At 29.8% G+C, this 13,888-nt stretch carries 11 protein-coding genes; 8 read left to right on the plus strand and 3 right to left on the minus strand.

What is annotated here, in order from left to right; genetic code table 11:
* Positions 1-46: 46 nt before the first annotated feature.
* On the plus strand, positions 47-3,559 hold the full coding sequence (locus tag EL235_RS04560) for an acyl-[ACP]--phospholipid O-acyltransferase (protein WP_126340899.1): 3,513 nt from the start codon (positions 47-49) through the stop codon (positions 3,557-3,559).
* Between the two features lie 29 nt (positions 3,560-3,588).
* On the opposite strand, the gene EL235_RS04565 is transcribed toward EL235_RS04560, so the two are convergent.
* Both EL235_RS04565 and EL235_RS04570 read right to left on the minus strand, forming a co-directional pair.
* The gene (locus EL235_RS04565) at positions 3,589-5,598 is read right to left on the minus strand and encodes a CocE/NonD family hydrolase (protein WP_126340900.1); all 2,010 of its coding nucleotides are present in this window, start codon (positions 5,596-5,598) and stop codon (positions 3,589-3,591) included.
* Positions 5,595-6,845 carry an MFS transporter gene (locus EL235_RS04570; RefSeq protein WP_039626354.1) on the minus strand — a complete coding sequence of 417 codons (1,251 nt, stop codon included), beginning with the start codon at positions 6,843-6,845 and terminating at the stop codon, positions 5,595-5,597. Before EL235_RS04570 ends, EL235_RS04565 begins: the two co-directional genes overlap by 4 nt.
* 252 nt (positions 6,846-7,097) lie before the next feature.
* Between EL235_RS04570 and EL235_RS04575 the strand changes: the two genes are divergently transcribed.
* Genes EL235_RS04575 through mnmH form a run of 7 tightly spaced genes read left to right on the plus strand, consistent with a single transcriptional unit; the run spans position 7,098 to position 12,351 of the window.
* Positions 7,098-8,042: an NAD(P)-binding domain-containing protein gene (locus EL235_RS04575; RefSeq protein ID WP_039626356.1), complete on the plus strand. Its 945-nt coding sequence runs from the start codon at positions 7,098-7,100 to the stop codon at positions 8,040-8,042.
* Positions 8,036-8,728, plus strand: coding sequence for a tRNA1(Val) (adenine(37)-N6)-methyltransferase (locus tag EL235_RS04580; RefSeq protein ID WP_114640390.1), 693 nt, complete (start codon positions 8,036-8,038; stop codon positions 8,726-8,728). The genes EL235_RS04575 and EL235_RS04580 overlap by 7 nt, the downstream gene beginning before the upstream one ends.
* Positions 8,718-9,089, plus strand: a complete 372-nt coding sequence (locus EL235_RS04585; protein ID WP_039626360.1) for a YkgJ family cysteine cluster protein — start codon at positions 8,718-8,720, stop codon at positions 9,087-9,089. Before EL235_RS04580 ends, EL235_RS04585 begins: the two co-directional genes overlap by 11 nt.
* Complete coding sequence (locus EL235_RS04590; protein ID WP_126340901.1) at positions 9,065-10,300, plus strand: tetratricopeptide repeat protein; 1,236 nt, start codon at positions 9,065-9,067, stop codon at positions 10,298-10,300. Before EL235_RS04585 ends, EL235_RS04590 begins: the two co-directional genes overlap by 25 nt.
* Positions 10,285-10,887, plus strand: a complete 603-nt coding sequence (locus EL235_RS04595) for a beta/alpha barrel domain-containing protein (protein WP_052243293.1) — start codon at positions 10,285-10,287, stop codon at positions 10,885-10,887. The genes EL235_RS04590 and EL235_RS04595 overlap by 16 nt, the downstream gene beginning before the upstream one ends.
* Positions 10,887-11,375: an HIT family hydrolase, FHIT branch gene (locus tag EL235_RS04600; protein WP_039626364.1), complete on the plus strand. Its 489-nt coding sequence runs from the start codon at positions 10,887-10,889 to the stop codon at positions 11,373-11,375. The genes EL235_RS04595 and EL235_RS04600 overlap by 1 nt, the downstream gene beginning before the upstream one ends.
* The gene (gene mnmH, locus EL235_RS04605) at positions 11,368-12,351 is read left to right on the plus strand and encodes a tRNA 2-selenouridine(34) synthase MnmH (protein ID WP_126340902.1); all 984 of its coding nucleotides are present in this window, start codon (positions 11,368-11,370) and stop codon (positions 12,349-12,351) included. Before EL235_RS04600 ends, mnmH begins: the two co-directional genes overlap by 8 nt.
* Here the strand turns inward: mnmH and EL235_RS04610 are convergent.
* A complete protein-coding gene (locus EL235_RS04610; protein ID WP_114640394.1) occupies positions 12,346-13,866 on the minus strand; it encodes an inorganic phosphate transporter in 1,521 nt (506 codons plus the stop codon). The two genes, mnmH and EL235_RS04610, sit on opposite strands and share 6 nt — an antisense overlap.
* Between the last annotated feature and the right edge of the window lie 22 nt (positions 13,867-13,888).

Here is a 13,888-nt window from a genome sequence, read left to right on the forward strand (position 1 = left end):
ATTTTATATAATAAAATAATATTTTTAAAATAGAATGGAGTTTTAAATGCAAGGAAATTTTTTAAAGATTTTTGGCGTATTGCCATTTTTAGCAGTAGCTTTTATTAATGCTTTTGTGGATTTAGGACACAAAATCATTATACAAAACACTATCTATAAATTTTATGAAGATAGTACTCAACTTTTTTTAACTGCTATTGTTAATGCCTTAATGCTTTTACCTTTTATCCTTATGCTTTCACCATCTGGATTTTTAGCAGATAAATTTCCTAAAAATAAAATCATGAAAATATCTGCATTATTTTCGGTAATATTAACTTGTATTATTTGTTTGTGTTATTATCTTGGAGCATTTTGGCTTGCTTTTGTAATGACTTTTATCATGGGAGTGCAATCTGCTTTATACTCTCCTGCAAAATATGGTTTTATAAAAGAATTAGTAGGAAAAGAGCTTTTAGCTATGGGAAATGGAGCCGTAAATGCGGTAAGCATTGTGGCTATTTTAGCGGGTATGGCGGTATTTTCTCTAAGCTTTGAAATGCTTTTTGAGCCAAATTTTAACACCCCTTCAGACATTTTAACACAAATTGCGCCTTTAGGTTTTGTATTAATAGCTTTTGCTTTATTGGAACTTTTTTTAGCTTATAAACTTCCTAGCTTAAAAGAAGAAGATAAAAGTTTAAGTTTTGATAAAAAACAATATTTCCAAGGAAAGCTTTTAGCCTCTAATTTAAAAACAATATTTTCTCATAAAATCATTTGGCTTTGTATTGTAGGAATTTCACTTTTTTGGGCCATATCACAACTTTATCTAGTGAGTTTTCCTGTATATGCAAAAAACGATCTTTTCATAGAAAATACATTTTATGTACAATGCTCTTTAGCTTTTTCTGGTATAGGAGTGATTATAGGATCGCTTATTAGTGGTAAGTTTTCTAAAAATTACATCGAATTAGGCCTCATACCACTAGGTGCTTTAGGGATTTTTCTAATGAGCGTTTTAATGCCATTTTTAGAAAATTTACTAAGTTATAGCGTGGTGTTTTTTATTTTTGGTTTAAGTGGTGCATTTTTTATCATACCTTTAAATTCTCTCATACAATTTCATGCAAAAGAAAATGAACTAGGAAAAGTCTTAGCAGGAAATAATTTCATACAAAATATTTTTATGTTAGGCTTTTTAGCACTAGCTACTTTTGCTGCTTATGCTGAATTTGAAGTGATAAATTTATTTTATTTTATCATCACTGTGGCATTTTTTGGAAGCGTTTATGTGCTAAGTAAACTGCCTTTTTCTTTAGTGCGTTTATTAATGAGTATAGCGTTTTTTCAACGCTACCGTTTATTAGTAGAAGGTTTTGAGAATATTCCTGAAAAAGGTGGAGCGTTATTACTTGGTAATCATATATCTTTTATAGATTGGGCTATTGTACAAATGGCCATACCAAGAAAAATTTATTTTGTTATGGAAAAAAGCATTTATTCTAAGTGGTATATTAAAATTTTTCTTGATAAATTTGGAGTTATTCCTGTTTCAAGTGCTTCTAGTAAATCAAGCTTAGAGCTTATTGCTATGCATATTAAAAACGGAAATTTAGTTTGCCTTTTCCCAGAAGGAGTACTTTCACGCCATGGGCAGCTTAATGAATTTAAAGGCGGATTTGAGTTAGTTTGCTCAAAATTAGAAGAACAAGATGGAGTGATTTTGCCTTTTTATATTAGAGGACTTTGGGGAAGTGCTTTTTCAAGAAGCGATGAAGAATTTTCAGCAAGAAACCGCAAAATAAGCAAAAGAAAAATCGCCATTGCTTTTGGAAAAAGCTTACCAATACACACTAAAAAAGAAGTGGTCAAAGCAAAGGTTTTTGAACTTTCATTTATTGCTTGGAAATCTCAATGTGAAAGTATGCATACTATAGCCAGAGCTTGGATAGATAGCGCTAAAAGAAATTTAAGTCAAATAGCTATTGTTGATCCTTTAATAGGTGGCATTACCTATAGAAAAATGCTTGCTTTAAGCTTGGTTTTTAGCTCTTTCATAAAAAATAAATCGCATGAATTAAATATACAACCTACCCAAGGAAGCTATACCCCAAAAGAAGAATGCGTGGGAATTTTACTCCCTGCTTCTATGGCTAGCTCTCTTTGTAATCTAGCTGTATTACTTGCCAATAAAATCGTGGTAAATTTAAATTTCACAGCAGGTGTAAAAGCGATTAATCAAGCCATTCAAAGTTCTCAAATTCAACAAATTTATACTTCTAGAAAATTTATGGAAAAATTAGAAAATAAAGGTATAAAACTAGAATTTGAAGAGCATGTTAGAATCATTTTTATGGAAGATGTTATCACAAGCTTTAAAAAACAAAAACTCAAAATCTTTTCTATGCTTGCTTTAGTAAGTATTTTACCTACTTGTTTAATAAAAGCATTATTTGCACCTAATAAACAAAATCTTGCCATAGCTGCTATATTATTTAGTAGTGGTAGCGAGGGAACGCCTAAAGGAGTAATGCTAAATAATCGCAATATTTTAAGCAATATAGCTCAAATTTCAGATGTATTATGTGCAAAAAATGAAGATGTTGTTTTATCTTCTTTACCACCTTTCCATGCTTTTGGATTAACCGTAACTACTTTTATGCCTTTATTAGAAGGGATTAAAAGCATAACACATGCTGATCCAACAGATGCGCTAGGTGTAGCAAAAGCTATAGTAAAAAATAATGTTAGCATTATGTGTGCTACTTCAACTTTTCTAGGTATTTATGCAAGAAATAAAAAACTTGATGCAATCATGTTTGAAAGCTTAAGAATTATCGTCTCAGGTGCTGAAAAACTCAAAAGCGAAGTAAGAAGCGCCTTTGAAATAAAATTTAAAAAACCTATTTTTGAAGGCTATGGGGCCACTGAAACCACTCCGGTTGCAAGTGTGAATTTACCAAATAAATTTGATCCTGATTATTGGATTTTACATCGTGCAAATAAAGAAGGTAGTGTAGGTATGCCTTTACCAGGAAGTGCTATACGCATAGTAGATCCATCTACTTATGAAAGTTTAAATCATGGAGAAGATGGATTAATACTCATTGGTGGCCATCAGGTTATGGTAGGTTATTTAAACAATAAAGAAAAAACCGATGAAGTTATCAAAGAAATCGATGGCATACGCTGGTACAATACTGGTGATAAAGGTCATGTAGATGAGGATGGCTTTTTATATATAGTAGATCGTTATTCTCGTTTTGCAAAAATTGGCGGAGAAATGATATCTTTAGGGGCTTTAGAAGAGGAAATTGCTAAATTTATTAACACTGATGTAGTGAAATTTTGCGCAGTGGCACTAGATGATGATAAAAAAGGCGAAATGGTGTGCTTGTTAATAGAATGCCAAGATCAAGACTTTGAAGGAATTTGCGAAGCAATTAAAAACTCTACCATGCCTGCTATTTTTAAACCAAGTAAATATTTTAAAGTCGAACAAATTCCACTTTTAGGTTCTGGTAAAGTGGATTTAAAAGGCGCTAAAGATTTAGCTAAAATCTTACAAGAAAATTAATTCCCAAAGTAATTTTACTTTGGGAAATTTTACAAACTATTTCTTTTAGTTTTATAATCATATTTTTTATCAAAAACAAGCTTATCATTTTCTTTAACTGCTATTTTTCCCTTAATATAAAAATACTCCAAATCACTAGTTTGTGTTAAGATTATATCTGCCTCCATCATACAACCCTCACGTCCTATTTGCATTGTTTGAATAATAGTATATTCTGCACTTAATGGGTTTTCATTTTGAAGTTTTAACTCTCTTTTTAAATTGTGCTTTACTAAAACATCAACCTCATCAAATCTATAAACACCTTCTCCAAAAACTCCACCAACACCATCTGTAATACAAGTCCAAGTATCGTTTAAAATATCATAAGAAATGCTTCTATCTACCCTACCTTCTTCTAAAAGTGTTATTGGGGTTAAAGGAGCACTTTGTGCTTGCATATTTATTTTATCGCTATCTTGACCACTAAAACATGGTAAATTAAATTCACACTCATTTAAATCTAAAGTTAAGGTTGAAATTTTTGGCATAGGCCAAAACATAGGCCAAAAAGAATTTGCTAATGATAATCTTATCTTAGAACCCTTAGCAAATCTATATCCACAAGCATCAAGTTTGATTTGCTTTTGAATAAATTCATCTTTTTTTAAAGGTATAAATTGCTCTTTATCATCACTTAATGCAAGATTGATCACTCCATAACTTACTCTTTTTACAAAACCATCAGCTCTAACTTCACTAAGTTGAGCAAAAAGCATAGCTTTTTCTTGATCGCTTGCAATTTTTATATTTAAAATTGGAAAACCCAAAATATCTAAATCTTGTTCTAAAAAATCACTTTCAAAAACAACTGCCATCCCATCATCTAACCTTTGGTCACTAGGGCTTTCTCCTAAAACACCAGCCCCCATCCACTCTCCAGATAAAAGCCCATGATTTAATGGAGTGTTGATTTTGATAAATTCACTTGATTTTTTGCATGTTAGTTTATACGGATTTAAATAGTATTTTTTATAGCTAATATCATTTTTAAAATCATTTAAAACAACAAAACGACCTTCTACTTTCTCTGTTTTTGAATTTGGCTTAGAACTATTTTCAATATATGCTTGTATCATAGGAGCTTCAAGCACATTATTTTCTTCATTTTTAAGCCATTTATCCCACCATTTAAGTGCTTCTTGTAAAAAGCCCATTGCAGGTAAAGGCAAGCCATCATGAGGATAAACATGAGCCCAAGGACCAACGATAGCTTTTTTTGGAACTTTTAAACCATTCATCAGAGTAAAAACAGGATTAGTATAAGAATCAGCCCACCCATCTAATGCAAAAACAGGAACTTGTATATCATCATAATTTTCTCCAACAGATCCGTGCTTCCAATAGTCATCTTTTAAAGTATGCTCAAGCCACAATGTGGGCCATAAAGGCATATTCTCAAGCCTATTGAGCCATTTATTTCTACCATTTGGATCAATTTTTGGATCAACAAAGCGTGATTGATATGCAAGCATGATATTACCCCACCAAAAATTATCATTAAGCAAACATCCACCTTTATAATGAATATCTTCATTAAATCTATCGTCAGTAAAACCTACTACTATAATGGCTTTTAAATTTTTAGGTTTTCTTGCTGCAACTTGTAAAGAATTAAATCCACCCCAAGATTTACCCATCATACCAATATTCCCATCACACCATTCTTGCTTTGCTATCCATTCAATAACTTCTAAAGCATCATCTTGTTCTTGCTTTAAATATTCATCTTCTAATAAACCATCAGATTCCCCACTTCCTCTAATATCAACTCTAACAACCGCATAGCCATTACCGCTAAAATATCCATGCATAGGCTCATCTCTACCTCTTGTTCCATCATTTTTTCTATAAGGAATGTATTCTAATATAGCAGGAACTTTTTCTTTTACCTGAGGAAGCCAAATTCGTGATGAAAGCTTGGTGCCATCTTTTAAAACTATCCATTCATTTTCTATCACTTTAACCTTGTTTTTAAAATCAAGAATAATTTCTTTCATTTCATCTCCTTTTTATTGTATTTTTTAATCCAAATCAAACAAAACATTACACCCAAAATAGCCATAGCTATCATAATAGTAAAATATATATGAAAACCTTTTACACCTGGATATCTATCTAATAAATCCCCAGCAAGCAAAGGTGCAAAAACCTCAGGCAAATATCCAAAAGTAGATACAATACCTATGGCCATACCTGCTAAATGAATAGGAATTTTTCCCTCACTAAGTAAAGAATAATAAATTCCAAAATTAGAATACATAGCTACATAAATTACCACACAAGCAGAAGTTAAAACACTCATTTGTAAAAATCCATTTAATTTTGAACTAAGCATTAAAAAAACAACACCAATTCCCATCAAAATAAAGCCTATCATCATTATTTTAGCCTTTCCATATCCATCTGCTATAAACCCACCTACCACAGAAGAAACAGGACGAATGTATTGAGCTAATACTGTTAAAATAGCTGCAAAAACAGCAGAAGCTCCTATCACATTACTTGCATAAGGAGTAAAATAATAAAAACTCATATTAAAAAAATAGGTACAAAAAGTAATAGCAACCACAAGCCAAAGAGCAGAATTTTTCAAAAGAAAAACTAAATCTTTAATTTTAATCTTCTCGCTTTGTTCATTAACCTCATCTTTTAAAAGAAAAAATAATAAAACAGCACTTGCAATAGGAGCTACAGAATAAAAAATAATAACCATTTCTATACCTTGCGCAGCTAAAGCTTTTGTTTGAAAATATCCAAAAATACTTGTAGCTATAGCCAAATGTGCAGCACCAACAACACCCCTACCACCTTCAAAAATTCCATAAGCTTTTGCTTGTTCTTTAGAATTTGCCAAACTTCTTACTATTTTCATCAAAGAAGGCCAAAAAGTTAATAATGAAGTAATTCCCCAAATTCCATAAATAATCAAAAGTGCATTTAAAGAAGTAAAATATAAATGCAACAAACCACCAAGTCCTGTAGCAATTAAAGAAATAATCAATAATTTTTTTGGTGCAAAACGATCTGCTAAATAACCTCCTAAAGCATAAGAAAACAAACCAAGCAATCCATAAGCACTGCCCAAAAGCCCCATTTCAAAATTATTTAAATGATAAAGACTCATATAATCATCATAATAATATTTTCTAAAATAAGGCAAACCATAAATAATAGATCCACAAAAAGATAACAGTAAAAGTGTAAAAAAGTTATTTTTTAAACTTTGCTTTTCATTTTGATACATCAACCAACCTCCTTTTTTATACTATATATGATTTTTTTATTTTTTTATTCAAAAATAAATATTTTTAGATAAAAATTAAAAATTGATATATTTTTTTACACATTTAAGATATTTTTTAAAAAAAATTATTAATTAAATAAAATATAATTATGATAAAAAATCTATGAAATATAAAAAATATCCATAATTTTTATATTTCATTATCATTTTTTTGATACATTTACACATTAAAAATATTAAAAAAGGGAAATAATGAAAATTTTTGATATGGTAGTTATCGGCGCTGGCCCTGCAGGTATTGCAGCAGGAGTAGAAGCTAAAATAAAAAATAAAGAAGTAGTTGTTTTAGAAAAAGCTGATACGATTTGTCAAACCTTAGTAAAATTTTATAAAGAAGGTAAAAGAGTAGATAAAGCTTATAAAGGCTGCGATAGCACAAATCATGGTCATATAAATTTTGAAGATGGAACTAGAGAAAGCACGATAGAAACTTTCAAAAATGCTATTAAAGAGCATAATCTTGAAGTGAAGCTTTCTAGTGAAGTTGAAAGTGTTAAAAAAGATGGAGAAAATTTCATCGTTAGCACTGCAAACGAAAATTATATTTGCAAAAATGCAATTATTGCTATAGGTAGAATGGGCAAGCCAAACAAGCCTAGCTATACTTTACCTATAACTTTAACAAAAATCATTAATTTTAATGCAAATTCAACAAGCCAAGGTGAAAAAATCTTAATTGTAGGTGGTGGAAATTCAGCAGCAGAATACGCTATAGATTTAGCTAAAAATAATGATGTAACACTTTGCTATAGAAGAGAAACTTTCTCAAGATTAAACGATATCAATCTAGAAGATATTCAAAAAGCTTTTGAGCAAGGCAGTGTAAAAGCAAAACTTGGTATAGATATAACTAGCATTGAAGATGAAAATGGCAAAGCTAAAGTAAATTTCACTAACAATACAAATGAAATTTATGATCGTATTATTTATGCTATTGGCGGTTCAACTCCACTTGATTTCTTACAAAAATGCTCTATAGAAGTTGATGAAAAAGGTGTGCCAAGCTTTGATGAAAACAAAGAAAGTAATGTAAAAGGATTATTCGTAGCAGGTGATATAGCGAGTAAAAACGGAGCTTCTATTATAGTAGGTTTAAATGATTCGTTTAAAATCTGCGATCATCTTTATAAATGCTAAAACTCTTTCAATATTCAAAAGGCTATCGTTATAATAACGATAGCCTTTTGCTTTTTGACTTTTTATCTAAAAATAATTTAAAAGGAAATATCCTTGATATAGGATGTGGTTGTGGAATTTTAGGACTTTTAACAAAGCAAAAATTTCCAAATTCAAATGTTTATCTACTAGATATCCAAGAGCAAAATATCAAACTAAGTTATAAAAATGCTAAAGAAAATAAACTTGAAATTCAAGGCATTTGTGAAGACTTTTTAAACTATAGAAGTGATATAAAATTTGATTTTTTAATCTCTAATCCTCCATTTTATAAAAAAAATACACAAAAAAGTCAAGATTTGCATTTATGTATATCAAGATATCAAGAATTTATGCCACTTGAGAAGATGTTTGCTAAAATAAATACTTTAATCAAGCCAAATGGTAGTTTTTTTATGTGTTATGAGGCAAGTTTTTTAGATGAAATTTGCGCTTATTTAAAACAATTTAAACTAAAACTAGTTTCACTCCAATGTGTTCATACTAATACACAAGCTAACGCAAGACTTGTTTTAATGCATATTAAAAAAAATAGCAAAAGTCCTTGCGCTATAATGCCTACGCTTTTTATGTATGAAAATGATGTTTTAAATCCAAAAATTAGCGAAATTTATGAAAATACAGGAACTATAAGCTATGATGTGTGAAAAAGGTTTTGATTATTCTTTTGATGAAAGTGCTTGTGAAAAATGCGGCGGGAAGTGTTGCACTGGAGAAAGCGGGTATATCTATGCTAGCAAAGAAGAGCTAGAGGCTATTGCTAGTTTTTTAAATTTAAGCTTTGAAGCCTTTAAAGAACAATACCTCATCAAGGTTGGATTTAAATATAGCTTTAAAGAAGCAAAGTATGAAAATGGCTATCGTTGTATTTTTTTTGATACAATGTATAAAAAATGTTTAATTTACAAACATAGACCAAAGCAATGTAGAACTTTTCCATTTTGGGAGTATTTTAAAACACACAAAGAGGAGTTAAAAAAAGAATGTATAGGGGTTTGCTTTCACTAATTATAGTTTTTATCCTAACAAGCCTTGCTTTAGCCAAAGGTGAAGATAAAATCCTACAAGCACTTATTTATGAAGAGCACGGACAATTTCAAAAAGCATGTGATATTTATACAAATTTATTTCATGAAAACAATGAAAGTATTTATTTACAAAAGGCTTTACTTTTAGCTTTAAGTGCTAATTTAAAACAAAAAGATGAGCTTTTAAAAGCTTCTAAAGACTTTTTAGAATACACAACTATTGCAAGATTAAATGCTTTATATTTTTTTGAAATAGGAGATTATAAGCAAGCTGAAGCTATACTTTATAAACTCATCAAAGAAGAACAAGATTATAGAAATTATGAAATATTAGGTGATATTTTTGCTAAAAAAGCCTTATATACTAAAGCTTTAGAACAATACAATCTTGCTTATAAGCTTTTTGGACATGAAAATTTATTACTTAAAATAGTTGAAATTAATATCAAAAATAAAAATATCAACCAAGCCAAAAAGGCCTTAGAAGAATTTGTAAAAAACTCACATTGTACCCTTAAAACATGCACCCTACTTTTAAAAATTTATCAAGAACAAAAAGATCATAAAGCAAGTATTCAAACCCTTGAAAAGCTATATAAACTCAACAATGATATTAAATATATATACGCTATGATAGAATTACTAGTGCAAGAAAAAAATTATACTCAGGCTTTAAATTTAACCCAAAAATACAACATAGACCCTGATACTAAAATTTTCTTATACACACAAACAAAAGATTATAAAAAAGCTTATGAAATAGCTTTAAAGCACTATGAACTTAGCAAAGATAAAAAATATCTTTCTATGGCAGGCGTTTTGGAATTTGAAATTCATATGGATCCTAAAAGTAAAAAAGTCACGGACCCAAAAATTCTAGCCTCTATCATGAAAAAATTTGAACAAAGCGTAGATGTGCGTAGCGATGCTTTATATCAAAACTACTATGGCTATGCCTTGATTGAATATGATATTGATATAGCCAAAGGTATAGAGCTAGTAGGCTGGGCGCTTGAACAAGAACCACAAAATCTTTATTATCTTGATTCTTTAGCTTGGGGTTATTATAAACTTAAAGATTGTAAAAAGGCTTATGAGATTTTGCAAAAAACACTTCACGATAAAGAATTTTCAAGCTCAGATGAAAGTAAAGAACATTTAAAGGCCATCGAAAAATGTTTAAAACAATAGATTTAAAAAATCATTTTTCAAAAACACAAAAAATTCTTGAAAGTAAAAAAGAAATTTTTCCTTATGATATGCTAGGTAGAAGCCTAGCTTCTAATGCCTTTTATCCTAAAGATATTTATACACTTTTACTTGAAGGAAAACTTTCACATTTTTTATATTCTAAAGATTTAAATTTTAATCATGAAAATTTTGATGCCATTATCTTACCAACAAGCCCTTTGCTTAATCAAGACATACAAAATTTAAGCCTTTTTAGACGCTATCATGAAAAACCTATTGTGCGATTTGATTTTATTTTTGATGAATATCAAATTTTAGAAAGCTTGGTATATGGAGCTGATGCGTTTATTGTATTTCCTAAAATGTTAAAAACTATGCAACTAAAAAAACTTTATAATTTTGCAATACATCTTGGCTTAGAAGCCATTTTTTACATTGAAAACAAAAGCAATCTTAATAATGCTATTTTAGCGGGAGCTAGAATTTTTTTATTAGAAGATGAAAAGCTATTACCTTTGATACCAAAAAATAAAGCTCTTATAAGTAAAAATATTAAAAATCTACATGCTTGCATAAAGGAGAGTTAATGGAGTATTTATACGCGCCTTGGAGGGATGTTTATTTTAACAATAAAGATAAAAATTTTTGCCCTTTTTGTCATTGTAAGCATGAACTTAATGAAGATGAAAAACTTGGAGTGATTTTTAGAGCTAAAGAATGTTTTGGCATTATGAATAAATATCCTTATAGTCCGGGTCATTTTATGATTATCCCTTATGAGCATTTAGAAAATATAGAAGATTTAAGTAATAATACATGGCTAGAAATCAGCCATTTTGTACGTATTGGAGTTAAAATTTTAAAAGAAAACTTTCACGCTAAGGGTGTTAATATAGGTATGAATTTAGGCAGCGCAGCAGGAGCTGGCATAGCACCACATTGTCATTATCATTTAATCCCAAGATGGCAAGGTGATACAAATTTTATCACTACCATAGGACAAACTAGAGTTTGTGGGAGTGATTTAGAAAAAGTTTATACCACCTTATGCAAAGCTTTTAAAGACTATGTATAAAGAAGTTGATTTTGAAAATTTTTTAAAATTTAATTTTGATCTTTTAATTGATGCAAGAAGCCCTAAAGAATACAACTATGCTCATATAAAATCTGCGCAAAATTACTACGCGCTCAATGATAATGAATTTAAAGAAATAGGCACACTTTATAAGAAAAACAAAGGCTTAGCTAAAGCAAAAGGTGCAAGTTATATTTGCAAAAATATGAGCGAGCATATTAATAAAATTTATCAAAATTATAAAATAGGCTCTTTGGTGGGAATTTATTGCGCAAGAGGTGGTAAAAGATCAAAAGCTATTGCTTTAATCTTAGCTGAACTTGGTTATAGAGTTGTAAGATTAGAAGGTGGGTACAAAGCTTATAGAAGCTATGTGAGTGAGTTTTTTACTAAAGATTTAAATATTGAGTTTTTATGTCTTTGTGGCAATACAGCAAGTGGTAAAAGTGATTTAATCCAAACTTTAGACAATGCTTTAGATTTAGAAAAACTAGCCAATCATCAAGGATCAAGTTTTGGTAAAATTTATGGAGAACAACCAAGCCAAAAAGCTTTTGAAGATGAGTTGTTTTATTTTTTAAAAGATTATACTTATAAAACTTGTTTTATAGAAGCCGAAAGCAGACAAATTGGCAATTTAACTATCCCGCTAAATTTATACAATAGCATGCAAAAAGCTAAGAAAATTTGGTGCGAGTGTGATATGAATTTACGCATTCAAAGAGTTTTGAAAAACTACACTCCAATGGATAAAAAAGTATTTTATCAATGTGTTGAAAAAATATCACCTTATATCAGCAAGGATTTCAAAATGGAACTTTGTCAAAATTATGAAGAAAACAATTTAGAACTTTGTGTAAAAATGCTTTTTGAATATTATGATAAAGTATATAAAAAACCTGCAAAAATTGATTATTTTATCAATAGTTCTAATTTAAATGAGGCTAAAAAATATCTTATGAGTTTAAACTCATAAGATTGTATTTACAAAGATAATAAAAATAATACTTGAAAGAATTCCAGCAACTGGCAAAGTAATCACCCATGCTAAACCAATAGGTTTCATCATAGCCCATTTAGCATCTTTATTGAACACTCCTATACCTAAAATAGCACCGATTAAAATATGAGTTGAGCTAACTGGAATTCCAAGTTGGGTAGCTAAAAGTATAACAATACTTGCACCAAGTTCAGCGCTAAAACCTGTTGTTGGTTTAATTTCAGCAAGTTTTGAACCCACAGTTTGAATAACTTCTTTACCTAAAAACCAAAGCCCAATAACTAAAGCTATACCAAACATAAGCATTACAGCAAAAGGCACTGGTGAGCTAGGATTAATGGTGTTGTTTTTAAGTACATCTAAAATAGCAGCAAATGGCCCAAGAGCATTAGCTATATCATTAGCTCCATGCGAAAAAGCAAAACTTGAAGCAGTAAAAATTTGAAACCATGAAAAAATCTTTTCTATGGTCTTATTAACCTGCGTTTTTTTCATAAGTCTCACAACCGCTAAAGTAACAATATAAGCAAAAATAGAAATAATCGAAACTATCCATAAATTTTGCATTACATCTAAAGTAGAAACATTATTTAAACCTTTAAATAAAAACATGGAAGCAATAGTCAATGCACCTACACCTGCTATTAAAGGAACGTGAAATTTCATTCTTGAGAAAACATCTATATTTTTTTCTTTTTCTTTTAATTCTTTGATTTTTAACTTATATTCACTTCTTTTTTCATCATCATCTAAAACAATAGCGCTAAGTTCTTTGATTTGCTCTTCTTGGCTTTTGTTTTTTAAATTTTTAAAATATTCTTCTTTAAATGCTTTTTTTTCTTTTTTAATTTCTTTTACCACAAGAGTTATTTCTTCTGATGGCTTTAGGATTTTTTTATAAATATAAGCATAAATTAAATACGCCACAAGCCCGCCAAGCAAAGGCGAAATAACCCAACTCATAGCTATTTTATAAATACCATTCCAATTTACCATAGATAATGCTTGATCTTGATCAAAAAATACAAAGCCCATAGCAATACTTGAACCTACAATACCTCCTATAATACTATGAGTAGTAGAAACTGGAAGTCCTTTTTTAGTCGCTACAAAAAGCCAAATTCCTGAACTTAGCAAAGCTGAGAGCATTACACATACAAATACCATAGGATTAATTCCATCAGGTAAAACTACTATACCGCTTCTTATAGTATTTGTTACTTCTCCTCCTGCAAATACAGCCCCGCTTAATTCAAATACTGCTGCAATAATCAAAGCTTGTTTTATAGTAACTGTTTTAGCACCCACGCTAGTACCAAATGAATTTGCGACATCATTACCGCCGACATTAAAGGCCATGAAAATACCAAATACACTAGCAAGGATAAATAATATCATGGAATTATTAGGAATATAATTATACCCCCAAACAAAAAAACATAAAACACTCATAATAAAAATAAAAAATGCAATAGCATTATCTTTACTCAAGCATTCTCCTTAAGAATTTATT

The organism is Campylobacter lari (assembly GCF_900638335.1).
GTDB lineage: Bacteria > Campylobacterota > Campylobacteria > Campylobacterales > Campylobacteraceae > Campylobacter_D > Campylobacter_D lari_E.

Excerpts from the sequence above, each read along its gene's own strand:
- EL235_RS04560 (WP_126340899.1), top strand. The coding sequence starts at position 47 with ATGCAAGGAAATTTTTTAAAGATTTTTGGCGTATTGCCATTTTTAGCA.
- EL235_RS04565 (WP_126340900.1), bottom strand. The coding sequence starts at position 5,598 with ATGAAAGAAATTATTCTTGATTTTAAAAACAAGGTTAAAGTGATAGAA.
- EL235_RS04570 (WP_039626354.1), bottom strand. The coding sequence starts at position 6,845 with ATGTATCAAAATGAAAAGCAAAGTTTAAAAAATAACTTTTTTACACTT.
- EL235_RS04575 (WP_039626356.1), top strand. The coding sequence starts at position 7,098 with ATGAAAATTTTTGATATGGTAGTTATCGGCGCTGGCCCTGCAGGTATT.
- EL235_RS04580 (WP_114640390.1), top strand. The coding sequence starts at position 8,036 with ATGCTAAAACTCTTTCAATATTCAAAAGGCTATCGTTATAATAACGAT.
- EL235_RS04585 (WP_039626360.1), top strand. The coding sequence starts at position 8,718 with ATGATGTGTGAAAAAGGTTTTGATTATTCTTTTGATGAAAGTGCTTGT.
- EL235_RS04590 (WP_126340901.1), top strand. The coding sequence starts at position 9,065 with ATGTATAGGGGTTTGCTTTCACTAATTATAGTTTTTATCCTAACAAGC.
- EL235_RS04595 (WP_052243293.1), top strand. The coding sequence starts at position 10,285 with ATGTTTAAAACAATAGATTTAAAAAATCATTTTTCAAAAACACAAAAA.
- EL235_RS04600 (WP_039626364.1), top strand. The coding sequence starts at position 10,887 with ATGGAGTATTTATACGCGCCTTGGAGGGATGTTTATTTTAACAATAAA.
- mnmH (WP_126340902.1), top strand. The coding sequence starts at position 11,368 with ATGTATAAAGAAGTTGATTTTGAAAATTTTTTAAAATTTAATTTTGAT.